Here is a 24,645-nt window from a genome sequence, read left to right as displayed (position 1 = left end):
CCCCTTTGTTTGCCGCCTATCCCCTATCCCAGAGGGTGCATGGATAAAATCCATAATAAAACTGGTAATGTCACGATACTTAAGATTGTACTGAGAAATGTCGTGCTTGAGACAAACTCAGGCTTCGTTCGAAATTGTACAGCCATCAGCGTGGTATTTGCTGCTGTCGGCATGGCTGCCACTAAGATCATAATTTGTTTCACCATATCATCTACCGGTAAAATAACCGTAAAGCCAAATGCGATGAGTGGGGAGATAAACAGCTTCAGCAATACAGCATAAGAAATATTTCGATAATCCACTTGCTTAAAAGAGATCACGGCAAGCTGCATACCTAAAATAAGCATAATCGTCGGTATGGCAGCATTCCCTACAAGCTGAATACCCGTCATCAGCTCTTTAGGTAATGAAAGGTCAATCAGCTGAAATAATAGACCGATGAGCGCCCCGTAAGCAACCGGCATACGAAGCACTTTTTTCAGCACGACCTTTCCATCTCCCGCATCCTCTCCGCCCTTTGCTGCATAATACATGCCGATTGTACTCATGACAAGCTGCTGCAGCACCATCAACACGATCGCAATATCCAAACCTGCTGCTCCGAAGACAAGCAGCACAACGGGCGTGCCGTAGTTTCCATTGTTCATAAAGGCTGACGACAGAATCATGGCACAATACGTTTCATTCGAATAACCATAAATACGAGATAATATAAAGACACATAAAATAAGTGCAAGACAAAGCCCGACAACAAAAATGGATAAATACACATAGTCCATCGACACTTTGTTTTGATAAAAGGTTTCAAACGCAAGAAATGGTGACATTAAATATAAAGACATTGATGAGAGCGTATGTATGTCAAAACCAATCGCCTTCTGCCCGATATACCCAATCAGAAATATGCCGAACACTGGCAGTAAGACAAGTAAAAACTCCATGCTGCACCTACTTTTCTCTAGTTGAATTCCAGATTCCTTCTGCTTCCTCATTATCATACCACTGATAAACAATAAAAAAGAAGCACCCTTATGAAAGGCCGCTTCTTTCCTCGTCCATATAAAACACTTCCCACAAATGACCATCAAGATCCTGAAAGCTCCATCCATACATGAACTCATGATCCTGCTTCTCCTTAAAGGGTGAACCGCCTGCTGCCATTGCCTGCTCGACAAGCTCATCGACCTCTTCTCGTGAATTGACACGAATAGAGATAATCATCTCTGATGCCTCTTTTGCGTCCACTAATTGTTTCTCTGAGATGGATTGAAAATGCCTAAGAGATAACAGCATGACGGTGATCGTGTCATCAATAACCAAACAGGCCGCCTGATCATTCGTGAACTGCTGCTCAAAGTCAAAACCCAGCTGCTCAAAAAAAGCGATAGATTCCTTCACGTGCTTTACCGGCAAATTGATATACAGATGTTTAGATTGTCGCCCCATATTCCTCTCCTTTTTGAACACATGATCTCCTTTCAGTATATTCTGCTTTTGCTCCAGCATCCCTTTGTCAATCGAAAAATCTTATCCCTTTTTTAGCAGTGGTTAGCGATCACTCATGGCGCCACATTGTCTCTTAAAAAAATGTCACAAAAAGAAGCGCCTCAACAATAGGCGCTTCCTTTCTTTATTTTTTATATTCAATATGGTACACGTCTCTTCTTCGGTCTTTCAGCTGACGTACGGTCCCGTCTTGCCTTTGTCTTCTTAAAATTTCTAAATCGACATCACCAACGACAACCATCTCAATGTTTGGATTACACTCTCCTACAATCCCATCTCTTGCAAATTCAAAGTCTGATGGGGCAAATATAGCCGATTGTGCATATTGAACATCCATATTTTCGGTTTGCGGAAGGTTGCCAACTGTTCCCGAGATGACGGTATAAATCTGGTTTTCGACCGCTCTTGCCTGTGCACAGTAACGTACTCTTAAATAGCCTTGGCGGTCTTCTGTACAGAACGGAGTGAAAATAATTTTCGCTCCTTTGTCAGCCGCGATCCGTGCAAGCTCAGGAAATTCAATATCGTAGCAAATTTGGATCGCAATTTTGCCGCAGTCTGTATCAAATACCCGGACCTGGTCACCAGCAGAAATCCCCCACCATTTTCTTTCATTCGGCGTGATGTGAAGTTTATATTGCTTTTCAATCGTTCCATCACGTCTAAATAAATAGGCGATATTGTAGATTTTCCCTTCCTCTTCTACAAAGTGGGACCCGCCGATGATATTAATGTTATATTTCACAGAGAGGTCTGTGAACAAATTAATGTAGTCCTCGGTATATTCCGTAATCCGCTGCACGGCAAGACTTGGTGAACGCTCTTCTAAATAAGACATGAGCTGCGTCGTAAAAATTTCTGGGAATACGGCAAAGTCAGCTGATGCATCTGATGCGACATCCACATAATACTCCACCTGATTCATAAATTCCTCAAAGGAATGAATTTGTTTCATTGCATATTGAATCACACAAATTCGAACGGGGAACGCCGATTTATAATATCTTTTCGATTGCGGGCGATAGTCGACATTGTTCCATTCCATTAACGTGGCATATGTGCTGGATGCTTTATCATCCGGCAGGTAATTCGGATTGATCCGCATGAGACTAAATTCATTTAACAGCTGAAAAGATAAAACGGGATCATAGATTTGGTGAAGCGTCACCTGCTCCACATACTGGCGAGGCGTCATTTCCTCTTGGTATTTATGATAATTCGGAATACGTCCGCCAATGATGATACTTTTTAAATTTAATCTTCTTGCTAAGTCTTTTCTTGCTTCATACAAACGATGTCCAATTTTCATGCGGCGGTACTCAGGACTCACCATGACTTCGATTCCGTACATATTCATCCCATCTGGATTATGGTTTGTGATGTACCCATCATCTGTAATGTCCTGCCAAGTGTGGCGATCATCGTATTCATCAAAGTTAATTAATAAACTTGAACAAGAGCCAATGATTTCTCCCTCGAATTCAGCGCAAAACTGTCCTTCTGGGAAATGCTCAAGGTGGCTTTCAAGATGCTCTCGTTTCCAAGGGTCCATGCCTGGAAAGCATACCTCTTGCAAGGCAATGATTCGGTCAATATCCTCTTCACGGATATTACGGATCACCATTCTTTTTTCAAACCGCGTTAAGTCTAGTTTTTCTGCCATGATGTTTTTGCCCCCTTACTGATCCTCTTTTTCAAGCTGATGGAATAGCTGGAGCAATTCGATTTCAGCCATGGATTCTAATCTGACATCATATTCTTCAAATTGCAGCGTGCTCGTCACTTTGTTTGGGACGATGACGCATTTCATGCCTGCTCGTTTGGCAGCAACCGACCCATTCACAGAATCCTCAAATGCCACGCAATCTTTTGGTTCTACCCCTAAGCAGCGTGCGGTTTGCAAATAAAGCTCTGGATTTGGTTTCACTTCTTCCACATCATCTGACGTGCGGATACATTCAAAGTAGTCGAAAAGACCAATCTGCTTTAGGTGATCTGACACCCATTTATAGTCTGAGCTGGAAGCAAGTCCAATCTTGATCCCGAGCTCCTTTGCTGCTTCTAAATAAGCTTCTACGCCAGGTCTTGCTGATTCGTCCTTCATTCTTTTTTGAAAACGAGAACGCCGATCTGCTGTGAGTGTCTCATGATCCAGCGTCTTCCCTAGCTGCTTTTCCAAATATTCAAATGGCTTAAAGCCTGCCTGCGTGCCAATGACCTTGCCCCATACGGAAAGAGGCAGATCTGACTCATGCTCCGCAAACATTTCTTGTAAAACCTCATATTCATGTGTTTCTGTATCTAAAATTAATCCGTCAAAATCAAATATAATCGCCTTTACCAACGAGGCCACTCCTTTTTTTTACAAAAGTCTTAAACATATACTCCATGCTATCATATCGTGAATAAAATTGACTTTCAAAGATGAATGTCTGCTAAAATGATTATGTATAAAAGGAGCCTGCACCATTTTGTCAGGCTCCTACCCGTGTTCGGTTTATTCTGCAAGAGATCCAAGCGCTCCGATTCGTGGAGAAATAGGCAATGTTGAAAAAGAGCGGGTTTGGTATTACAGATCTTAAAGGTTTCTCCGTTCCCTTAAAAATAGTATGTGCGAGGGCCTTGTAAGTTAACAAGGAAGTTCACACCATCTTTTACGCATTTTGAAGGTGACGGCTGGCAAAATCGTCTAGATCAAAAGGAAAAGAAAAGCCGCAGGCATTGACCTGCTCACGGTTTCGCTCGAATAACTCACGATCACGTTTGGTGATATGACGTTTCGGTTTTACAATAATGGTATGTAATAGCTGAAGTCCCGATAAAATACGAAAAGCATCATCCATCGTCCCGTTATATACGCCATCAATAAAGGTAAGGGAACGATCTTTTTGACGCATATCCTGCTGCTGTCCATTGACAGCACGAGAAAGAAGATCTTCAACATCCTTTGATATTTCTTCAATTGCCTGCTCTTGCAGGTCTGTAGCAGCTTTCATTAATCTCACGTGACATCTACCTCTCTGTCGTTATTTCTCCATTCAGAATAGCACAGAAAAAAAGGCGTTCGCCAAGGTAAGTGTTTCCTATATATACCCATAGAGAGGAACGGATATCATGATCATAAAAGGACATACGCTCTCACTCAAAGTAGACGAGCAGCATCATTACACTTCACTCAGTCATTTTTTAAAGACAGCCGTATCTGCATCAAAACCGATTATCCATTTTTGGATGGAGCATCAAAAAGTTCGTTTAAATCAAAAGCCTGCCCATCACGCGGCTAAAGTCAGTAAAGGCGATCAGATCATCATTGATTTATTTGAAACAGAAGAAAGTGATGTGACACCAGAATACGGTGAATTAGAGGTGCTCTTCGAGGACGAGCATTTATTAATTGTGCAAAAACCTGCCGGACGGCCAACTCATCCGAATGAACAAGGACAAACGGGCACACTGGCTAACCTTGTGGCCTTCCATTTTCAAGCAAATGGAGAAGAAAAGAGGGTGAGACATATCCACAGGCTTGATCAAGACACAAGCGGCACCGTCATTTTTGCAAAGCATAGATTAGCCCATGCGGCTCTTGATCAAATGCTTTCTAAAAAAACAATCAGCCGAACATACATCGCCATCGCAGAGGGGCTTTTCAAAAAAAAGAAAGGCACCATTGATGCAGCGATCGGCCGTGACAAACACCATGCAGTCAGACGAAGAATCTCCCCTACTGGACAAAAAGCTGTGACTCATTTTCAGGTCATGGACATGAATAAACGTCTGCAAATGACAGCCGTTAAACTGCAATTAGAGACGGGTAGAACGCATCAAATTCGTGTCCACCTTAGCAGTCTCGGGCATCCACTAGCTGGGGATACTTTATATGACGGAGTTCGTGATTACATCAACAGGTGTGCTCTTCACGCCAAGCAAGTAGACATGAAACACCCTTTTACAGGTGAGCATCTGATCATAGAAGCACCGCTTCCGCCTGATATGGCCCAGCTCATGAATAAAATCATCCATTAAAATAAAGAGCCTGCATTTGATTAGCAGGATCTCAGATTGTTGACAAAGGGCTAAAATAATCTTATTTTAGCCCTTTCTTCTTTTCAGCGTGATAGAAAACCTTTGCAGTTCTAGGAAGGACGAGCACCGGAACGCAGATCTGACAACGAATGCAAGGGTTTGTCTACACGCTGGGAGCCTGTGTATGATCAGCAGGCTCTTTTTCTTTAGACAGACGCTCTTTTTGCATAAATAATGTACCGCTCTGGTGCATTGCCGACAAAATGAAAAGGATAGCATGTGGTTAACACCAGCTCTTCCTTTTCATTCTGCAACGTAATAATGGATGTATCATGCTGATCGACAATTTTTGTATGTGTGATTTCATATATAAATTCACCATACGGCACAGTGATTTTCAGCTGATCTCCAATATCCAGTTCACCTGTCCGGCGAAACACCGTGTCACGGTGACCGGAAAGGACGATTTGTCCATTCTGATCAGGATAATAACTGCCTTTGTAGTGTCCTACTCCCTTTGCAAGGTCATCCGCATCCGTCCCTTCGACAATGGGAAGGTCTGCTTTTAATTTTGGAATCGTCAGGATGCCAGAAGCTTTCCCCACTTCTGGAGCAAACTGCTTCTTGGACATCCCTTGATCGTCCGCTACGGCCTTCTTCGCTTCGTCTAATGATTGGGCTGTTTGAAGATGAGTAGAGGCGATTTGCCAAATTCCCCAGCCGAGCAGAACAATCCCGGCTGTCATCACAGTCAATGCAAACCACTTTTTCATGCTTAAACTCCTTTGCCTGTTACATTTCTCTTAGATGATTCGCTCTTTAGCTTGCTGCTTTTTCTTCTTGTTTTGCTTTTTGAATTCGCCCCTCTTTTTGATACACAATGGAAGCTCCCTCAAAGCTTTTGACAAAATCGACAGTGGCTTCTAAGTCTTCTGGACCTGTTTCAGGGTTTTTACCAAGCCTGCCTATTGGTGCATATTTACTGCCAGTTGCAGTTGCCATGAAGTTATTCACAGTGAGTGTATACGTTTGATCGAAAGCTACGGCTGAACCATCTGGCAGCTTCAAGTCGACTACTTTATATGTTACCGGATCATAGGAATATGAAAAGCCTGAAATGCTATAATCTGGTCCAAATTGTGGAGAAATTTGAGCTTCTATGATTTCAACCAAGTCTTTCCCCTTGATCTCCAGTTTGACTAAAACGTTGCCGAATGGCTGAATATTAAACAGATCTCCCCACGTTATCGGCCCTTTTTCAAGGTTTTGCCTAATGCCCCCTCCATTCATCATGGCAAAGTCACTTTTCATTGAATATCTCATACCATCTGCAATCAAATTACCGAGCGGCGTGTCTCCATCATTTGAATAGCCGCCTTCCATTTTGACCCCAGCTTCTCCAACAACCTCACTAATAATCGGCTCCACTTCTTTCCCGTAATGAGCCAAGATGTCTGCTGCTTCCTTGTCCTTTTCTATACCAGCTTGATCTACATACTGGATATTTGCACTCTTTTTGACGATATCCTTCGTTTTGCGGTCAAGTGTCACATTGACTTCGCCAATCGCCTTCCCATATTCAAAGGCTTGCACAATTAATTTCCCATTGACCTCTCCATTGACCACTTCGTGATTATGCCCTGCAAAGATGACGTCAATTTCATCATCACCTTCTTTGGCAAGCTTTGCACTCTCTCCAGTGATCGTATCGCCATTTTGAGAGGCTGTCATATGAGCTAAAACCGCAATGGCTTTAACCCCTTTTTGTTTTAGTTCCTTCGTGGCTTCATTCACGGCTTTGACTTCATCTGTAAACTGAATGTCTTTAATCCCTTCTGGCATGACCATTCCTGCGGCTGACTTGGTCACAACACCGATAAATGCGACTGGGATTCCTTCGACATCGATGATTTCATAAGCCGGTAAAAGTGGCTTACCTGTATCCTTGTATTCACAGTTCGCACAAACGAGCGGGAAGTTCTGTCCGTCATACCCCTTTGTGCCTTTAGGATGTTCTCCGCCATTTAAGATACGCAATAGCTCGTCGACCCCTTCATCGAATTCATGGTTGCCGACCGTGCCCACATCAAAGCCAATGTTCTCCATGAGTTCAACGGTTGGTTCATCTTGCAGTAGAGAAGATATTGGAGAGCTCCCGCCAATCATATCTCCAGCATGGACCGTAATCGTATTTTTGTGTGCTGCTTGTTTTTGCTTCATATAGGCCGCGACATAATCCATTCGTCCGTACATGCCTTTACTGCCATCACCTTTGAGATCCAGCTCGTATTCTTGATCAATTTTACCGTGTAAATCATTCATACTTAAAATCGTTAACGGTACTTCACTCGCATCCTTTGCCGGCTGATAGCCAGCCTGCTCTGCTTCTTCTTTGGAAGCAAAAAAGATCCGTTTATCCACATTGATTTCTTTCCATTTGTCAGGGGACACGTAGGTTTTCACAGCTGAGTCACCAACATAGCGTGTCAGTCCTTTTTTCTGTTCTCGTGCTCTAAATTCAAACGGCTGTTCCATCAGAGGATCCGCTTCGTTCCATATGCCCAGTCCTTTTTCTTTTGCTTCTTTTACTGCTTTTTGAAACGTATGATAGTCCTTTTCATCTCCAACTGGCCAGATGAAATAAGTAGGGGCATATCCTTTTTTTACAAGCTCTAGATTTGTATTTAGCCCTTTTTTGGTCTTCACTTGAGCTAAAAGACGTCCATAGCTGTCCTTCGCTTCAGGACCAATCTTTAATGTGACTTGGTCACCGCTTGAAAGAAGTGTTTTTAAATAGTCAGTCGCCTGCTGTCCAAAACGCAATTGGTTTTGGTCTAATTCATTTTTTGGCTTATGATACGTTTCCGGCGTGTCCATATTCACAAAACGCACCTTTGTTGTACCAAGAACAGGCTTCTTTAGATGAATCGTATCTCCATCCACCACACGGTCAACTGTTGCTTTGTATTCCTTCTTAATCTTTGGCGGCTTTGGCTGGCGTTTCAGCAGTTTGATATCATCCTTATGTCTTGGAAGCACCTGCAGCGTATCATACCTGCTTAACACCCCTGTAAACTCGTACCATTTCCCTGTCTTTACTTTATCAATAGCATTTGTATCGACCATCACTCTCAGGATGGTGCTGTGGTATTTTTTATCAATGATCACCACATTGTATCCACCGCCAGCCGGCTGCGCTGGTTTTGCCTCAACATAGCCTTTAATCTTCACTAGTCTTCCTTCATGTTTACCGGCTTGATCCGTTTCTAGTTGTTTAACGGACACTCGCTTCGCCTTTGGCAAAGTTTGATTCACAGCATCTATCTTCAGGCGGCCTTGATCTGGCACAATTTCAATTATTCCTTTATAAGACGTGATCTTACCAGTCACTGTCACCTTCATGCCTGCTTTTAGTTCCGGGAAGTGATTGGGCTGCGCTGAATAAATATTGATTCCAGCTGATTTGTCTTGAATGTATGTGGACAATTTCCCATTGCCTACAGCGGATTGATCTGCTGTCACAATTCCGCTCACCGTCACGGTCTCTCCTATTAGCTGACGGGCTTTTTTGATCTGCACGATCTTTTTTTGCTTCCACACCATTTCCTTCTTTTCAGATGCACTGACCTCGCCTCCTGTGATCATGCCAGGCAGTAAGGATTGTAGACTAAAGATCATCAAAACCAAACAACAAATCATTCGAATAGATAGCATTCGTTTCATTAGACCTCTCCCCTTTGCGCTTCATCTCTCATAGTGTACAAAGTAAATATTGATGTTGAATGGATTTCATGTAAAACTTGTCTTTTTTAACTCATCGGAAAGGTAATAATCACACGTGTTCCCTCAAAGCTTTTACTTTCAAAACGAATGGTGCCGCCATGGCTTTCAATGATTTTAATGGTCATCATTAAACCAAGGCCTGTCCCCTTTTCTTTTGTAGTATAAAAAGGTTCACCGAGCTTCCCTATTTCGTCCTCTGGTATTCCCTTTCCTTGGTCTTCAAATATCAACATCATTTGATGATCTTTCATGAGAGAGGTCACCTTGATGACACCTGTCACACCATCCATCGCTTCAATTCCGTTTTTAAGGATGTTCAGGAAGACTTGTTTTAATTCATTCGGAATGCCTTGAATGTTAGGGAGCGACGGAGACAGATTTTTCTGAATGGACACGCCTTTTAAGACCGCCTGGGATTCAACAACCATGATCACTTCTTCGAGCAGAAGATTGACATGTACCGGTTCAAATTTCACCGATTTGCTTCTAGAAAGAACGAGGAATTCATTAATAATTGACTCGAGCCGATTAAACTCTGACATCATCACATCTGCATAATCTTTCTGATACTTCTTACTTTGAATCATCAGCTGTAAAAATCCTTTTAACGATGTCAGCGGGTTCCGTATCTCATGAGCGATACCTGCTGCAAGCTGCCCTACTGCCGATAGCATCTCTGATTTCATCAGCATCTTCTCTGACTGCTTTTGATTGGTGATATCCTCTGAAATCCGCATCACGGTAGACTGCATTTTGTCAGGATCATCGATTCGATGTAAAGAGACTCTCTCCCATCGTTCGCGCCCAGATAAATCTTGAAAGTACAGCTCACCTGTCCAGCTGCCCTCTTTTAAACAAACCTTCCATTGCTTCTCTAAATCATCACATTGACATAGCGAATGGTAGACAGAAAAAATATCTTTGCCGATCAGGTCATATTCATGCTGCTGGACAAACTGACAGAAACGCTGATTCACGCATTGGATGACCCCTTCCTCAGTTGCAACAACAATATGAATGTGGCTGTTATCAAGCGCCGTCACCGCTAGATGAAGCGACTGTTTGATTTTCGTTACTTCGGTCATTTTAATCCAAGTCATCACTGCTCCTTCATGCTCTTGATCGAAGATAGGTGTGATGTGAACGGTGAATTGCTCTCCTTCGTTCGTTTCAATTTCACGTTCGATCGCGCGCCTATCCGAAATGACGCATTGGATATCATGATAGAGCGTTTCCTTCGTAAGCTTTTTAGCCATCGACTGAAAGGATTGCTGATGCCTGATTTTCGCTGAAGTAAATAAAGAGGCAGCTGTAGGAGTGTAATAGCGAATATTCATGTCCCTGTCCACAAACAACGTCGCAAGCTCCGGCTTGACAGAGGGTCTGTACAGTTTTTCTCTTGTCACCCTTAAGTTGTTTATGATATTAATAAAATGCTCGTGTTTTTTCTCAAACTCCTCTAATTGCGTGTGTTTCGCTTTTAATTGAGCCCTTGTCTCCTGCTCCTTTTGTTTGACTTCATTGAGTTCATTTTCTAAATCGACAATACGCTGTTGATAGACTGAATTCTGATCTGACATTCCTTTGCCCCTGCCGTTATTTTGATTTTTTCCTCTCTCATTCATTCGAATGAGAATGACGTAAACTCCCTTAAAACGGCGGTCAAAACTTTTCACGGTAAAATCTGCATACTGCTTGCTGCCTTTTTCCGAAATGAGAACATGTTGAAACACAACCTCTGTCTCGTCTGTCCACACCTTTTGAAAGGTTTGACTCAACATCTCTTTCATATAATCAGGTGTTACATATTTACATGCTTGATCTGACACTTCTGTATGGTCTAAAAAAGAATACGCACCATTTGATAATGCCAGGATTTCGTCACTATCGTTGATAATCATACATGCATCATAATCCTCGCTTACTTCTTGCATATATTGTGCGGCTCGCGCTTTCAACTCGATATCACGAGCGTTTAGTGCCCAAGGGACATGTGGTTTAGAAACGTTGGAATGGGTGTAAATGTTCCATTTTTCATTGAACAAATGAAACAAACGAGGGATATTGGGTACAGTTTCATTTGGCCCTAATATCAACATCCCTTGATCTTTTAAAGCATATTGGAATCGGGACAATATTCGTTTTTGCACTTCAGGCTGGAAGTACATCAGAACATTTCGGCAACTGATAAAATCGAGGTGGATAAAAGGTGAATCGATCAATAAATTGTGAGGTGCAAAGACAATATGTTTTCTAAGCGACTGCTTCACAATAAAAGCGTCACCTTTCCTTTCGAAATATCGCGCCCGCCATTTTTCCGGCATCCTTGCCATAGACTCTACTGAGTAAAGACCTTTACTAGCTGTTTGAATGGCTTTCCGGTTGATATCTGTTGCAAATACTTGAAGTTCAATGGTCACTTGTCTTCGCTTCATTTCTTCTAAAAATAAGATCGTAAAAGAATAGGCCTCCTCTCCTGTCGAACATCCCGCAATCCAAATACGGCATCGAGATTTCCCGTTTTTCACCGCATTTTCAATGATCGACGGAATGATCTGATGTTCACATACACGAAAAGCCTCCATATCCCTAAAAAAAGACGTCATGCCGCTTAAAAGCTGTGCGTGCAGGCGATCAAGCTCATCTGGTTCTCTTTCTAATAAGCAGTCGTACTCTGATAATAATGAAATCCGTTTTTTTGCAATCCTCATTCGTTTTTGAATGACAGATAGCAGCCTTTTCTTTTGATAGGTTGAAAAGGCAATGCCTTTATACATTTCAAGACGTTCAATAATTCTCAGTAAAACAGGATCTGCCTCATCGACATACGGGACGTTGATGATATTGGCGATATATGCCGCAAGGGTTGAAGGGTCTTTGAATGTTTGTTGATACAAGGTGTCAAAACCGCTTTCTACCTCACTGCACGATAAAGCTGTACCGCCTTGCTCAACCAACTGAAGCAAGCCACTTCCCACACAATGACCTTTTTGAAAGAAAATCGCAAAAGCCTCTTCCTTTTGAACGCTGGCAAGAGACTGAAAAAGCAAGTCCACAGAGCAAGCCATGCACGCCGGCAGCTGCTCTGATAGGTGCAGCCGCTGATCTTCTGTTAACGTCACAACCGCATGCTGTGGACAAAAATAAATCGTCTTCTTCATGACTTTCTCACCATGTTTAATCGGTTTTGCCCGGTAGCCAATCGGTAAAACAAGTGCTTCCAAATCAGTTATACAATCGTCCGTCACATGATTTTGCACAACAATAAAAGAGGCATTTAATTCATGTGGAAATGATTGAAAAAAAGCCTCAAGATGATGCTGTTCAAACGGCGAAACACCGATGCCAATCACTGGTGCCTGCACATGTTCGTCTTCTATCAAACGATTAATGATTTTGTCCTGCATCTGGTACCCCCATGTTCATTCGTCTGATACTTTTTTTCGACAAAAAGGAAGAAAACCCTCTAATTGTAAATAATGTTTTTGCATGAAAGAAGGAAAACATCCTCACATTAAAACAGATTGTATAAACAGAAGGAGGAATCTCAATGCAAAACGATCAGCAACCAATGTTTCAAGGAAGCGCTCCCCAGCCCGAGCTCAATCATGGCGGACATGAGTTATTCGATTTACATGAAATTTTAGCCGGCACGATTAATATTTTGGATCAGTATATGATCCTGCGGCAGTTTATTCAGGATCCTGCATTATCCGACATCTTGGATCGACAATACCAATTCGTTTTATCTCAGTACAATGTCACTGTAGATTGTTTTTCTACCGGCCAAAAGCCTAGTGAAGAAACCGCTACTTATATGATGAAAGAGCACACACAAGTGACGTACGGGATCAAGCCTTCTCAGCCGAAGAAGCCGAATCAGTCATTACAGGATGTAAAAGACTTGGGCATCACAGGGCATATGCTCAGCCTGGTCAAATCACATGCTGGATTACTTTCCATGTCTGCATTAGAAGTAACAAATCCAGTTGTCAGACGTGTGCTTGCTGCGCAAATCCCGAACTTTATTGAAATGGCCTATGAAATTTTCTTGTATCAAAACAAGCATGGCTACTATCAAGTTCCCCAGCTTTCCAGACAAGACATGACGGCCATGACATCAGCTTTCGCACCGCTTCAAGGGCAGGTTCAAATGCCGCCAAGCAAAGCCAATCAGCAAAAACCCCTTCATTAAAAAAACGGCTGACCCTTTTCTCTGGTCAGCCGTTTTTTCTTTGATACATCTTGTTAAACTGATCTTCAAAATCTGCGAGCCGCTGCCCTGTCGCCTGTTCAAAGCCTTTAGCAAATTGACCTGTTTTCGCCGTTTCCTGCATGATCTCATGTATGATATCTCGTCCGTAAAGCTGCACCAGCTCATAGATCATATAATAGCTTTGCAAATAAACATCTGTCTCATACGTCATCCGGGAGTCCTGCCAATCTTGATCGGAATGAAGAGATTGAAAGGGAATGACGTCGAACCGTTCAGACGTGGCATTTAACACGTCATAGGCCGTCCATTCTGCTGTTCCTTCATGGAACCAAAGCGGAAAGATCACTGGAGACACTTCATAAGAATGAACTTTTTCATAGAAAACAAAGTGAGCATATTCATGAATAAATAACGTGTTGAAAAAGTATAAAGGCAGTGTCTCTTTCTTCAATAATGCTTCCCGTTTATCTGGATATAACCCAATCATTTGATCATGATCGGAGTAAAAACCCGTAATATGCTTGATTCCGGCAAATTGCTCGATCGTCTCTTTATCATCAAAATAAATAATGTCTAAAGGTTTGTCAGTTTCAAACTGAAACACTGACGCTGTCCTCTTCTTTGCCTGATCCATGGCCTCGATTGTCAGGTCAACAAAAGCGTCCTCTTCCTCTGCATAGTATATTCTAATATGTTCATAAACTTGCTTATTGAGTCCCTCCGTTAATATGGTTTTAGGAGAAGACTGCTGCTCTAAATATTGTCCTGTCAGCTGAAACGCAACATAAATCAAGTACGCGGTGAAAGCATAAAAAATGAGACCTGCTGCAATCATTCCGCCTACAAGCTTTTTATGAATCAATGACGGCTTGGCTTTCATTTGCTCCCCACCTGAATTCATCCTGCAGCCTCTTTCTCTTTCTATGAAGAAACAAAGATCAACAAGAGGTGATATATTTTTTACTTTATGCAGTCAGGTGCGCAAGGTGCGGTTCCAAACAAAAAAGCCGCATATGACATACGGCTTTTGTCGTAGCTATTTTGATTCAGGGAAGACACGCCGAACCGTTTCAGTAAATTCATCGAAAAATCCTGAAATTGGCTCTCCGCTTCTAATACGTTTTCCGTATCCTTCCATACGATCGATAAAGTCTGGATTCGCAGATACATACACGTTGTCGATTTGTTGATCCGTTGATTTGACTTTGTCTGAAATTTTCTTTTTCAGATCGTCCGTCACATTACCGCTTTTATCGCCTTCAAGCATAACGGCAACAAATGCATTTTTTCCTGTGACAAGCACGTTCGCTGTTTTCACTTCAGACATGTTGGCTACAAGCTCTGACGCTTTATCTGCCACTTTGACCTTCTGAGGTGTTTGAACATTTGGTTCGTCCTGTCTCATATTGTCATTCTTATATGTGACATTTTCATACTGTCGTTTCATTGTTCCTCTTCGCTCATCGCCCTGGTTGTTCATGCCACATCCAGTGGTGATCAATGTTGGAACGAGTAGTAAAGATAGCATCCATTTCTTATTCATCAATTATTCCCTCCTTTTGCTCATAGGTTTTTCATCCAGCCGGCTTTTTATGCACACATTTCTATTTCATAAAATGAATTCATAATTCAGCCTACTTTGGTCATCCTAAACATGATGAAGAAGTATCATCATGATCAAATGGAGGGATTCGTTTGTTTAAGAAAAGAAAAGGCATGAGCACTGGCGCAATGATTGCAGTATCAACAGCCATCATTGCATTATTTTCTCCGGTTTTACGAAGAAGGCTGAAAAGCATGACGCAAATGAATATGTCTTCAATGATGAAAGGAAAAAGCCATCAGCACCATGATTCATCTCGTCACGAGTCACACGCACAGAATGAATCAAAGGGAACTGCGGAAATCGGACAAATGATGAAGCAGGCATTCACTGCTGTACAGCCAAATCATACGAATCAGCACCAATCGACATCAAGAAACCATCAGCCAAGAGAGTCTTATGCACAGTCTCTCCATATTGATGAAAGTGTCATGAATGTGATGGATGATGAATCAATCCAGCAAGTAATCAATGACATCGAGCACAAATAAGAAAACAGGAGCCTTCATAAATAGAGGCTCCTGTTTATTCTCCTGAAAAATGTTCTTTCACCATCACAGAGAAGAAAGGTAAAAAGGTGATTTCAACTGTTGTGATAAAATCGTCATAAGCTTCTACTATGATTAAGAGCTCTTTCTCGTTTGGCCGGTCCTTTTTTATCTCTACATGCTGCACGGTTTTAAAATCATATATGCCTAAAACAGATGCCTCTTTTTTTCGAACAGCCTTTAACGTAAATTCTTGACTTCCAAGGTACATCGTGACAACGAAGCGCTCGTCTTGATTTTCAAATCGAAATGTCAGGTTTTGATATTCAATAGGCATACCTCTCTCGAACCTTTCATCAGGCTCCGTTTCAAAAAAAGAAAGCCAGTCCGTTTCATCTGGGAAGCGTTTTCCTCGCATGTGTTTCGATCCCCTCATAAGTGAAATTTTTATTAATTATCCTTTTTCCCCTTTTCTTTTGCAACAAATTTTAGTAATTTTAAAAAGGTGATTTTATTTTGCTAAGAGACCTCTTTATTAATTTAACAATTCTTGTCACTTTCCATTATTTATTTATGCTTGTGTTTAAAGAGAATTTTCTGAAGAAAGAAGATACCCTGCTCAGACAGCTATGCAAAGGCATTCTTTCTGGATTACTCGGTGTCCTTTTAATGTTCTTCTCTATCAAAGCAGGTCCAGCCATCATCGATTTAAGACATATCCCCCTTATTTTAACGGCCTTTTATGGAGGCATCGTCCAAACCATCATTGCAGCCTGTGTTGTGATCATTGGCCGATTATTAATTGATGCCAACGTCGGTTCTTTCATCAATATTTTTTCCATGATGATCATTGCAACAGCCTCTTTTTTAATTGCTGAGCGCCATATGAATCAAGTTGCGAAAATGCTTTTGTCCATTATGATCAGCAATGTGATTGCAACTTTTTTGTTTATTACGATTGCACATGAGACCTCTATTGAAGTCCATTCTGCCTATTGGATGTTCTCATATGTTGCAGGACTGTTTAACTTTTACGTCATTGAGCATCAAACAAAAGCATATCAGCTGTTAAATTTGTATAAATTCCAAGCTCATTATGACTTTTTAACAGGTGTTTTAAATAAACGGAAGTTCGATGAGGTCTTAAGTGATGCTTTTTCTATGAAATTTAAGCAGCCTATCCATCAAATGTCCCTTATTTACTTAGACATCGATTACTTCAAATCCATCAATGACCAATATGGACATCATGAGGGAGATATGGTTTTAAAAGAAATCGGAAAAAGGCTGATGAAAAACACAAGAAGCTCTGATTATATTGGCCGGATCGGCGGTGAGGAATTTGCTGTCCTTCTACCAAATTGTACAGTTGAAAAAACATGGCAGATTGCAGAACGCTTACGGAGAAAAATAGCAGATCAGCCGATTTATTTACAAAATGGCATGTCCATTCATATCACAGTATCACTTGGGTGTGCTTATTACCCCGGAACAAGTGCAGACATCAAACAATTACCGATTATGGCTGATCAGGAGCTCTATAAAGCGAAGCAGTCTGGCCGAAATCAAGTGAGCTTCTCAGAGAGAAAAAGAGGCCAATTAATATAGGCTTTTTCCTCAATTTGTTAGCGCTAATTATTTTTAAAAAAGTTTTCGGATAACAGTTGTTTTTTCCCGCAAACACTGGTAAAGTAAAGGTAATTATTTTTGTTCGTATCATCTTTAAGAAGAAAGTTTTGAAAGAGTTTTCGTCTTTGAAGTTTGTGTAAGAGCAAGAATAGTGAATTTAAGCGTTAAGATCGCTTTAGGAGGAAATTTCATGTTAGAAGGTAAAGTAAAATGGTTCAACTCTGAAAAAGGTTTCGGATTCATCGAAGTAGAAGGTCAAGACGATGTATTCGTTCACTTCTCTGCTATCCAAGGCGAAGGCTTCAAAACTTTAGAAGAAGGTCAAGCAGTTTCTTTCGAAATCGTTGAAGGTAACCGTGGACCACAAGCTGCTAACGTTAACAAAGCGTAATTTAAGAGCATCTGCTCTTTAGCACTTTATAGAGTGAAGGAAAACCGTCCGGCTTCTGCCGGCGGTTTTTTTGTGCCATAAAAAAAGAGAACCTGACGAGAGGTTCTCTTTTTTATTTGTCCTTCTGCTTTAGCTTCTGTAAAGCAGAACGATACATATCATCATTCATTTTTGTCTCTGGTTCTTCTTCTTTGACAGGTGGTTCTGGCTGCTTAAACTTTTGAAGCGCCTGTCTATAAAAATCATCGCCAGACACTCGTTCATCCGTTTGAGAAGGCTTTGACGCTTCCTCTTCTTCTTCTTCAGGCTCTACAGGTCTCGCCGCAACTTCTGACTCGCTGTGCGGCACGTCAGGCTGATTGGGCACATCTTCTTTGATCTCTTTCTTCTCGACCGAAGCGTGTCTGACATTGAACGCTACTAATCCGATAATGACTAGAACAGCAGCTACTAACGCTACAATAATCGTCGCCAAAAGAACCCTCTCCTTATCGCTTAAATGACGCAGTGACTGATGCTACACGTCTTCCTAATGCTTTGCCGAGTTCAATGCCTTCTGTAGAAATCACTTCATCAGAATCAATCGGACATGTCACACCTGCTCCATAGTAAGAGCCGTATAAAGCATTCTCTGGCACATTTCCAGGAAGGCCAACGACAAGCATCCCTTGATGGAACATTGGTGTAATCAAATTATGCATCGTCATTTCTAAACCGCCGTGCGTTGTAGCAGTTGTACAGAAAACGGCACCGACTTTATCGATCAGTTTTCCCTCTGCCCATAGGTAGCCAAGACGGTCAATCCATGTCTTTAACCCAGAACTAATGGTACCAAAGTGACCAGGGCAGCCCCAAATGATCGCATCCATTTGATCCAGCTTGCGAATATCCGCATCTTTCACGTGATCGACGAATACTTCAGCCTGCTCTGTTTCACCTGCGCCTGCTGCAATTGCTTCTGCCAGTGCTTTTGTATGGTCACCTTCACTATCGTATACGACATAAATTTTCATGTACGGTCCCTCCACACTTATCTTGCATCTTGGTTTGCTTCCTTAGGTGCTGGAAGCAGTGTCATTTCTTGTTTTTTATGCTGCTGATCTTTTCGCTTTTTATCCTTACGTACATCACGCAGGAACAAGCTGAGAATGACACCAGCGGCACAGAATAACGTTACCCACATGTAAGCATCATTGATGCCCATTACGTTTGAATCGACCTGTGCTTTCGTAAAGAGCTGGGTGGATACATATTTTTGAGCAGCTTCAGCTGTCATGCCCATATGATGCATCACATTCGACACAGCCGCCTGGAATGAATTCATAAAGAACGGGTCCGCTGTATTTGTTTGATCCGCCATATTGGAATAATGGAATGTTGTCCGATTCGTATAAATCGTTGTGATCAAACTCGTACCGATCGAACCGCTTATTTGTCTTAATGTATTAGACATCGCTGTACCATGGCTGTTTAAGTGCTGTGGTAATTGGTTCATCCCAGCTGTCATCACCGGCATCATCAAGAGTGACATACCGAATGCACGAACTGCATACATAAGCACAATGTGACTATACGATGTATCAATGGTCAGCCTTGTAAACTCGAATGTGGTGACAACGGTAATGAGCATCCCCACAATCGCAAGCGGACGAGGTCCAAATTTATCAAACAAAATCCCTGAAATCGGGGACATAATCAGCATCGCAAGTGCCCCTGGAAGCATTAATAGCCCGGATTGCAATGCCGTAAACCCAACGAGGTTCTGCAGATAAATCGGAAGTAAGAACATCCCAGTGTATAAGGCAACTGTAATAATAATATTAATGACACTTGATAATGAGAAGATGCTGTATTTAAACACGCGGAAATCAAGCATCGGATTATCAGCTTTCAGCTGTTGGAAAATAAAGAGAATGATCGCAATCGCACCAACAATAATCGTCGATAAGACGATCGGATCTGTCCAGCCATCACTTCCCGCTTCACTCACTCCGTATAGAAGCGAAGCAAAACCAACGATGGAAAGAATCGCACCAAGGCTGTCCAGCTTGATTTTTTTAGGCTCTACAATATTTCTAAACATAAAGAAAGCCGAGATAATGACAATCGCTCCGATTGGTACAAGTCCATAAAACATAATACGCCAAGAATAATGTTCAATAATATAACCAGATAATGTTGGTCCTACCGCAGGAGCAAACATCATCGCAAGACCGAAAATCCCCATTCCTTTCCCTCTGTTTTCCGGAGGGAAAATAAAAAGGATTGTTGTCATCACGAGCGGCTGCAGGATACCGCCGCCGATTGCCTGAATCAAACGACCGATGAGCATCGTTGAAAAGTTCGGCGCAATCCCGCAAATAAAGGTCCCTAGTGTAAACGAGATCATGGCGACTAGAAATAAGCTGCGCTGTCCAAAGCGTGTGATTAAAAACGCAGATAACGGAATCAGCACACCGTTGACAAGCATATAACCTGTTGTAAGCCACTGAATCGTCGTTGCACTCACATTAAATTCAGTCATTAAATGGGGCATGGCTACGTTCAGAAGCGTTTGGTTCAAAATCGCTACGAACAAGCCGGCCATTAAAATGATCAGTAAAGACAAGGAGCCTGCTCCCTGTTTTGTTGCTGCAGGTTGATTTGCCATCTCAGACAACCTCCTTTCATTTTTTGATATCAAACATCATTAAGATGAAATTTTGACAGAAGCATTCATACCAGGAAGTACTTTGTCTGATGGATTTTTAATTGAAATTTTCACTGCTACTTTTTGTGTGACTTTTGTATAGTTACCACTTGAATTTGTTGCTGGCAGCATATTGAATGTTGAGTTTGTCGCATAACCAATTTGTTCAACTGTTCCTTCAAATGTTGTATCAGGATCACCATCTACCACGATGTCGACTTTGTCGCCTTTTTCAATACTTTTAATATCTGTTTCTTTGATATTCGCTGTGATGTAAAGCTTGCTTAAATCAATGGTTTCACCAAGAACTGTACCAGGCTGCACTTGTTGATTGTTTTGTACTTCTTTTTTGACTAATGTGCCATCAGCCACTGATTTAATGTTTGTTTTTGTTTCTCCTTCAACTTTTGCAACTGTGCTGTCTTTTTGCACTTCGTCACCTTCATTGATATCCCAGCCTTTGATTTGTCCAGCTGCTGGTGCTGTGATTTGATACATGTCACCTGTCACTTTCGCCTCGTCAGTTTTGACAAAATTTGTGCTTTCGTAGTAGTAATAAGCACCTCCGGCAATAATGGCAAGAATCACAATAAGGCCAATAATGTTCGTTAGCAATAAACGCCCTCTGTTCATGTTTTGTTTCTCCTTTCATGTATAAAAATATAGTGTCATCTGCTTTAGCAAACTTAGAATGCCCATCATCTGACAGAATATGAAACAAGCTCATAAAGCTGTTATTTCTCCTTCATCTACTCCGCCTGAAAAATGGTGTGCAGCCCATTTATACTTATTGTTCACTCATGAGCAAAGAGTAGAAAAAGAAGAAAAGACGATCGGCATCTTTTTTGAAAAACTTATATTTAACAAGATTAAATATTAATAAATGAAAATTGAAATGTCAAAGAGAAAGTTTTACTTTTTTTCTGGTGATCCCTTCCTTCTCCATACAAAAAACCCTTCAGCCCTTATGCTGAAAGGTTTTTTCAAATGTGCTATTTACGAAAGAACTTCTTCCTGCTGAAAAAATTTTTTTAGTGCGAGAAAAACATCTGATTTTTGCTTCAAAATATAATGCTTAAATTTCTCATCCTGTATATGCTTATATGCTGACATTAATGTAGAATGCCGGTTGTATTGATTCACTTCACCATAACAGAATAAGTTGGCTTTTTTCATAATTTCAGAAACAAGCTTCACGCACCGTGCATTGTCTGAAGTCAAATTGTCTCCATCAGAAAAATGAAAAGGATAAATATTATATTGCGACGGCGGGTATCGTTCGTCTATGAGCTCTAGTGCCTTTCGATAGACAGAAGAGCAAATGGTCCCCCCGCTCTCGCCCCGCGAGAAGAAATGCTCTTCATCTACAACCTTCGCCTCCGTATGGTGGGCAATAAATTCAATATCGACCGTCTCATACTTTGTCCGTAAGAAACGTGTCATCCAAAAGAAAAAACTTCTCGCCATATATTTTTCCCAAAGCCCCATACTTCCGCTCGTATCCATCATCGCCAAAACGACGGCTTTCGACTCTGGTTTGGTCACTTCATTCCACGTCTTATATTTGATATCCTCTGGGTAGATTGGATAAAAGGAAGGACTGCCTGTCATCGCATTTCGTTTAAATGCCGACAGCATCGTTCGTTTTTTATGGATATTGCCTGTTAACCCGGTTTTGCGAATATCGTTAAACTCAATTTGCTCGACAATGATGTCGTCAAGCTCCTTTTGTTTAAGGTTTGGCAGCTCTAGCTCCCGAAACAGCGCTTCCTCAAGATCGATTAATGAGACCTCTGCTTCGTAATAATCCTCACCAGCCTGATCTCCAGCACCCTGCCCCTTTCCTTGCCCTTGCTTACTGTCTGATCCATCGCGCGCGACAATATCTCCAACCTCGCTGTCTCCATCGCCTTGACCCACATGCTTATTTTTGTCGTAATTATACCGAATTTTATATTCATCTAACGAACGAATCGGAATTTTGACAACATCTTTTCCATTAGACATGATGATGCTTTCTTCTGTGACAAGATCCGGCAAATTGTTTTTAATCGCTTCTTTGACTTTTTTCTGATGACGCTGCTGGTCGTCATAGCCTTTTCGATGGAGGGACCAGTCTTCCTGAGATACAATAAACTGACTTTTTTCTTGCCGGGACATCCATCCCCCTCCTCACCTGTTTGCACAATTCTTCTAACCACCGATTCCTTTATCCTATGCTGCTCGTCACCCAAGTTGACGATCATTTCTAAAAAAGACATTACCGGTGCAGGTGCGCCAATAATGCCTCCTTCATTTATTAACGATTCAGAAGACTGCCTACATATTTTAAAAGTTCATTTGCACTTGTTGAATTATAGCCATGTTCATCAATCAATCTAGCCACTACTTCATTGACCTTCTTCAGCTGCTGTTCATCCGGTGTCTTCGTTGACGTCGTAATTTTCACCACATCTTTTAGATCAGCAAACAGCTTCTTCTGAATCGCCTCTCGCAATCTCTCATGAGAATTATAATCAAAGCGTTTGCCCTTTCTCGCATAAGCCGAAATACGAATCAGAATTTCTTCTCTGAATGCCTTTTTGGCGTTTTCAGAAATACCGATCTGCTCCTCAATTGAACGCATAAGCTTTTCATCAGGATTCATTTCTTCACCAGTTAACGGATCACGCAGCTTGTTTTTATTACAGTACGCCTCGACATTATCTAAGTAATTATCCATCAGTGTTTTCGCAGACTCCTCATAGGAATACACAAATGCCTTTTGAACTTCCTTCTTCGCAATATCGTCGTACTCTTTTCGCGCAACAGAAATAAAATTCAAATAACGCTCCCGGTCCTCGCTGGAGATAGACGGATGCTGATCGAGTCCTTCTTTTAAGGATCGAAGGACATCCAGTGCATTGATCGATTCCATATTCTTTCGAATAATAGTGGAGGAAATTCGGTTAATCACATACCGCGGGTCAATTCCGCTCATCCCTTCATCATGAAATTCCTTTTTCATCTCATCAATATCAGCAGATTGGAAGCCTTCGACACTCTCTCCGTCATACAGACGCATTTTTTTCACCAAATCAATATCAGAACGCTTCGGCTCTTTGAGTCTTGTCAAAATGGAGAACATCGCTGCCACCTTCAGCGTATGCGGGGCAATATGGACATCTGCAACATCACTTTCTGAAATCATTTTATGATAAATGCGTTCCTCCTCTGTCACCTTCAAGTTATAAGGAATCGGCATCACAATAATTCTTGAATGCAAGGCCTCGTTCTTTTTATTTGAAATAAACGACCGGTACTCGGTTTCATTCGTATGAGCGACGATCAATTCATCTGCACTAATCAAGGCAAAACGGCCTGCTTTAAAATTTCCTTCCTGCGTTAATGACAGAAGGTGCCATAGAAATTTCTCATCACACTTTAACATCTCCTGAAACTCCATCATCCCTCGGTTTGCTTTATTGAGTTCTCCATCAAAGCGGTAGGCACGGGGATCTGACTCTGATCCAAATTCAGCAATGGTTGAAAAATCGATGCTTCCTGTTAAATCAGCAATGTCCTGAGATTTCGGATCAGATGGACTAAAGGTACCAATGCCAGTTCGTTTATCCTCTGAGAAAAAGATCCGTTCAACCCTTACATCCTCAATTCGCCCGCCATATTCCTCTTCGAGCCTCATCATATTCAGAGGGGACAAATTCCCCTGCACACGAATGCCATATTCTCTATAGAAATCCTCCCGCAGATTTTGCGGAATAAGATGAAGCGGGTCTTCATGCATCGGGCAGCCTTTGATCGCATAGACTGCGCCATGATCTGTCAGTGAATATTCTTCTAGTCCTCTTTTCAGCCTAGTAACAAGCGTAGATTTTCCCCCGCTTACTGGTCCCATCAATAACAAAATACGCTTCCTCACATCGAGACGCTTGGCAGCAGGATGAAAATATTCCTCCACTAATCTTTCCAATGATTCCTCTAACCCAAAAAGCTCCTGATCAAAAAATTTGTACGTTCTGACCCCATTCTCCTCTTCAATCCCGCTGTCTTTAATCATATGATAAACGCGAGAATGAGCAGATTGAGCGACAAGTGGATTTTCCTTTATAATGTCTAAATAATCGCTGAATGTGCCTTCCCATTTGAGACGCTGCTCTTCTTCTCTGTGCTGTTCAATTTTCTTTAAAATATCCATATGAACCTCCTCTTTCAAGATTGAAGCAAGTAATCAGATACTGTTTTACAATCTATGCGGAGGCGTCCTATTACATGCTTTCGTTCTTCAAAATGACGAATTGGCAAACTGAATTGACAACC

Annotated in this window: 22 protein-coding genes; 5 read left to right on the top strand and 17 right to left on the bottom strand. The window is 41.7% G+C overall.

Annotated elements, in window-relative coordinates:
* Positions 1 to 23: 23 nt before the first annotated feature.
* The 5 genes from C6348_RS00310 to C6348_RS00290 form a co-directional block, all read right to left on the bottom strand.
* A complete protein-coding gene (locus C6348_RS00310) occupies positions 24 to 941 on the bottom strand; it encodes an AEC family transporter (protein ID WP_034663910.1) in 918 nt (305 codons plus the stop codon).
* A gap of 88 nt (positions 942 to 1,029) precedes the next feature.
* Positions 1,030 to 1,446 (bottom strand): VOC family protein, encoded by a 417-nt coding sequence (locus tag C6348_RS00305; protein WP_034663748.1) that lies wholly within the window; start codon positions 1,444 to 1,446, stop codon positions 1,030 to 1,032.
* A gap of 184 nt (positions 1,447 to 1,630) precedes the next feature.
* Positions 1,631 to 3,169: a bifunctional GNAT family N-acetyltransferase/carbon-nitrogen hydrolase family protein gene (locus tag C6348_RS00300; RefSeq protein ID WP_095284946.1), complete on the bottom strand. Its 1,539-nt coding sequence runs from the start codon at positions 3,167 to 3,169 to the stop codon at positions 1,631 to 1,633.
* Positions 3,170 to 3,184: 15 nt separating this feature from the next.
* Positions 3,185 to 3,850, bottom strand: a complete 666-nt coding sequence (locus C6348_RS00295; RefSeq protein WP_003211898.1) for an HAD family hydrolase — start codon at positions 3,848 to 3,850, stop codon at positions 3,185 to 3,187.
* Between the two features lie 310 nt (positions 3,851 to 4,160).
* A complete protein-coding gene (locus C6348_RS00290) occupies positions 4,161 to 4,511 on the bottom strand; it encodes a DUF5365 family protein (RefSeq protein ID WP_106041400.1) in 351 nt (116 codons plus the stop codon).
* Positions 4,512 to 4,620: 109 nt separating this feature from the next.
* Between C6348_RS00290 and C6348_RS00285 the strand changes: the two genes are divergently transcribed.
* Positions 4,621 to 5,529 (top strand): RluA family pseudouridine synthase, encoded by a 909-nt coding sequence (locus C6348_RS00285; RefSeq protein ID WP_106041398.1) that lies wholly within the window; start codon positions 4,621 to 4,623, stop codon positions 5,527 to 5,529.
* Between the two features lie 206 nt (positions 5,530 to 5,735).
* On the opposite strand, the gene C6348_RS00280 is transcribed toward C6348_RS00285, so the two are convergent.
* From C6348_RS00280 to C6348_RS00270, 3 genes are all read right to left on the bottom strand, one after another.
* Positions 5,736 to 6,302: a class D sortase gene (locus C6348_RS00280; RefSeq protein ID WP_106041396.1), complete on the bottom strand. Its 567-nt coding sequence runs from the start codon at positions 6,300 to 6,302 to the stop codon at positions 5,736 to 5,738.
* A gap of 46 nt (positions 6,303 to 6,348) precedes the next feature.
* Entirely contained in the window at positions 6,349 to 9,252 is a 2,904-nt protein-coding gene (locus tag C6348_RS00275; protein ID WP_106041394.1) for a 5'-nucleotidase C-terminal domain-containing protein, read from the bottom strand.
* 86 nt (positions 9,253 to 9,338) lie between these two features.
* Positions 9,339 to 12,719 carry a CheR family methyltransferase gene (locus tag C6348_RS00270; RefSeq protein ID WP_106041392.1) on the bottom strand — a complete coding sequence of 1,127 codons (3,381 nt, stop codon included), beginning with the start codon at positions 12,717 to 12,719 and terminating at the stop codon, positions 9,339 to 9,341.
* 143 nt (positions 12,720 to 12,862) lie between these two features.
* Here C6348_RS00270 and C6348_RS00265 point away from each other — a divergent pair, with 143 nt between their 5' ends.
* The gene (locus C6348_RS00265) at positions 12,863 to 13,507 is read left to right on the top strand and encodes a spore coat protein (RefSeq protein ID WP_012009386.1); all 645 of its coding nucleotides are present in this window, start codon (positions 12,863 to 12,865) and stop codon (positions 13,505 to 13,507) included.
* 25 nt (positions 13,508 to 13,532) lie between these two features.
* On the opposite strand, the gene C6348_RS00260 is transcribed toward C6348_RS00265, so the two are convergent.
* A complete protein-coding gene (locus C6348_RS00260) occupies positions 13,533 to 14,408 on the bottom strand; it encodes a hypothetical protein (RefSeq protein WP_066031772.1) in 876 nt (291 codons plus the stop codon).
* A gap of 156 nt (positions 14,409 to 14,564) precedes the next feature.
* Entirely contained in the window at positions 14,565 to 15,071 is a 507-nt protein-coding gene (locus tag C6348_RS00255) for a YhcN/YlaJ family sporulation lipoprotein (protein WP_034663773.1), read from the bottom strand.
* 152 nt (positions 15,072 to 15,223) lie between these two features.
* Between C6348_RS00255 and C6348_RS00250 the strand changes: the two genes are divergently transcribed.
* Complete coding sequence (locus C6348_RS00250; protein ID WP_034663775.1) at positions 15,224 to 15,622, top strand: hypothetical protein; 399 nt, start codon at positions 15,224 to 15,226, stop codon at positions 15,620 to 15,622.
* A gap of 34 nt (positions 15,623 to 15,656) precedes the next feature.
* Here C6348_RS00250 and C6348_RS00245 read toward each other — a convergent pair whose 3' ends face one another.
* Positions 15,657 to 16,037 (bottom strand): hypothetical protein, encoded by a 381-nt coding sequence (locus C6348_RS00245; protein WP_060595841.1) that lies wholly within the window; start codon positions 16,035 to 16,037, stop codon positions 15,657 to 15,659.
* A 98-nt stretch (positions 16,038 to 16,135) separates the two neighbouring features.
* Here C6348_RS00245 and C6348_RS00240 point away from each other — a divergent pair, with 98 nt between their 5' ends.
* The gene (locus tag C6348_RS00240) at positions 16,136 to 17,227 is read left to right on the top strand and encodes a GGDEF domain-containing protein (protein WP_106041390.1); all 1,092 of its coding nucleotides are present in this window, start codon (positions 16,136 to 16,138) and stop codon (positions 17,225 to 17,227) included.
* Positions 17,228 to 17,438: 211 nt separating this feature from the next.
* Entirely contained in the window at positions 17,439 to 17,639 is a 201-nt protein-coding gene (gene cspB / locus C6348_RS00230) for a cold shock-like protein CspB (RefSeq protein ID WP_003212277.1), read from the top strand.
* Between the two features lie 112 nt (positions 17,640 to 17,751).
* Here the strand turns inward: cspB and C6348_RS00225 are convergent, their stop codons facing one another.
* The 6 genes from C6348_RS00225 to C6348_RS00200 form a co-directional block, all read right to left on the bottom strand.
* Positions 17,752 to 18,114 carry a hypothetical protein gene (locus C6348_RS00225; protein WP_106041388.1) on the bottom strand — a complete coding sequence of 121 codons (363 nt, stop codon included), beginning with the start codon at positions 18,112 to 18,114 and terminating at the stop codon, positions 17,752 to 17,754.
* A 13-nt stretch (positions 18,115 to 18,127) separates the two neighbouring features.
* Positions 18,128 to 18,652, bottom strand: a complete 525-nt coding sequence (locus C6348_RS00220) for a flavodoxin family protein (RefSeq protein ID WP_034663787.1) — start codon at positions 18,650 to 18,652, stop codon at positions 18,128 to 18,130.
* Between the two features lie 17 nt (positions 18,653 to 18,669).
* Positions 18,670 to 20,289, bottom strand: coding sequence for a DHA2 family efflux MFS transporter permease subunit (locus C6348_RS00215; RefSeq protein WP_066031119.1), 1,620 nt, complete (start codon positions 20,287 to 20,289; stop codon positions 18,670 to 18,672).
* A gap of 39 nt (positions 20,290 to 20,328) precedes the next feature.
* Positions 20,329 to 20,961, bottom strand: a complete 633-nt coding sequence (locus tag C6348_RS00210) for a biotin/lipoyl-containing protein (protein ID WP_034663794.1) — start codon at positions 20,959 to 20,961, stop codon at positions 20,329 to 20,331.
* A gap of 363 nt (positions 20,962 to 21,324) precedes the next feature.
* Complete coding sequence (yhbH, locus tag C6348_RS00205; protein ID WP_106041386.1) at positions 21,325 to 22,488, bottom strand: sporulation protein YhbH; 1,164 nt, start codon at positions 22,486 to 22,488, stop codon at positions 21,325 to 21,327.
* A gap of 139 nt (positions 22,489 to 22,627) precedes the next feature.
* Positions 22,628 to 24,523, bottom strand: coding sequence for a PrkA family serine protein kinase (locus C6348_RS00200; RefSeq protein WP_066031120.1), 1,896 nt, complete (start codon positions 24,521 to 24,523; stop codon positions 22,628 to 22,630).
* Positions 24,524 to 24,645: the final 122 nt, after the last annotated feature.

It is taken from the genome of Bacillus sp. YBWC18, assembly GCF_002998775.1.
Lineage (GTDB): Bacteria > Bacillota > Bacilli > Bacillales > Bacillaceae > Bacillus.
The sequence above is the reverse complement of the archived record's forward strand: the minus strand, read 5'-3'. Positions and strand labels throughout refer to the sequence as shown.

Coding starts and splice junctions, on each gene's coding strand:
- C6348_RS00310 (WP_034663910.1), bottom strand. CDS start 941: ATGGAGTTTTTACTTGTCTTACTGCCAGTGTTCGGCATATTTCTGATT.
- C6348_RS00305 (WP_034663748.1), bottom strand. CDS start 1,446: ATGGGGCGACAATCTAAACATCTGTATATCAATTTGCCGGTAAAGCAC.
- C6348_RS00300 (WP_095284946.1), bottom strand. CDS start 3,169: ATGGCAGAAAAACTAGACTTAACGCGGTTTGAAAAAAGAATGGTGATC.
- C6348_RS00285 (WP_106041398.1), top strand. CDS start 4,621: ATGATCATAAAAGGACATACGCTCTCACTCAAAGTAGACGAGCAGCAT.
- C6348_RS00280 (WP_106041396.1), bottom strand. CDS start 6,302: ATGAAAAAGTGGTTTGCATTGACTGTGATGACAGCCGGGATTGTTCTG.
- C6348_RS00275 (WP_106041394.1), bottom strand. CDS start 9,252: ATGAAACGAATGCTATCTATTCGAATGATTTGTTGTTTGGTTTTGATG.
- C6348_RS00270 (WP_106041392.1), bottom strand. CDS start 12,719: ATGCAGGACAAAATCATTAATCGTTTGATAGAAGACGAACATGTGCAG.
- C6348_RS00265 (WP_012009386.1), top strand. CDS start 12,863: ATGCAAAACGATCAGCAACCAATGTTTCAAGGAAGCGCTCCCCAGCCC.
- C6348_RS00260 (WP_066031772.1), bottom strand. CDS start 14,408: ATGAAAGCCAAGCCGTCATTGATTCATAAAAAGCTTGTAGGCGGAATG.
- C6348_RS00255 (WP_034663773.1), bottom strand. CDS start 15,071: ATGAATAAGAAATGGATGCTATCTTTACTACTCGTTCCAACATTGATC.
- C6348_RS00245 (WP_060595841.1), bottom strand. CDS start 16,037: ATGCGAGGAAAACGCTTCCCAGATGAAACGGACTGGCTTTCTTTTTTT.
- cspB (WP_003212277.1), top strand. CDS start 17,439: ATGTTAGAAGGTAAAGTAAAATGGTTCAACTCTGAAAAAGGTTTCGGA.
- C6348_RS00220 (WP_034663787.1), bottom strand. CDS start 18,652: ATGAAAATTTATGTCGTATACGATAGTGAAGGTGACCATACAAAAGCA.
- C6348_RS00215 (WP_066031119.1), bottom strand. CDS start 20,289: ATGGCAAATCAACCTGCAGCAACAAAACAGGGAGCAGGCTCCTTGTCT.
- C6348_RS00210 (WP_034663794.1), bottom strand. CDS start 20,961: ATGAACAGAGGGCGTTTATTGCTAACGAACATTATTGGCCTTATTGTG.
- yhbH (WP_106041386.1), bottom strand. CDS start 22,488: ATGTCCCGGCAAGAAAAAAGTCAGTTTATTGTATCTCAGGAAGACTGG.
- C6348_RS00200 (WP_066031120.1), bottom strand. CDS start 24,523: ATGGATATTTTAAAGAAAATTGAACAGCACAGAGAAGAAGAGCAGCGT.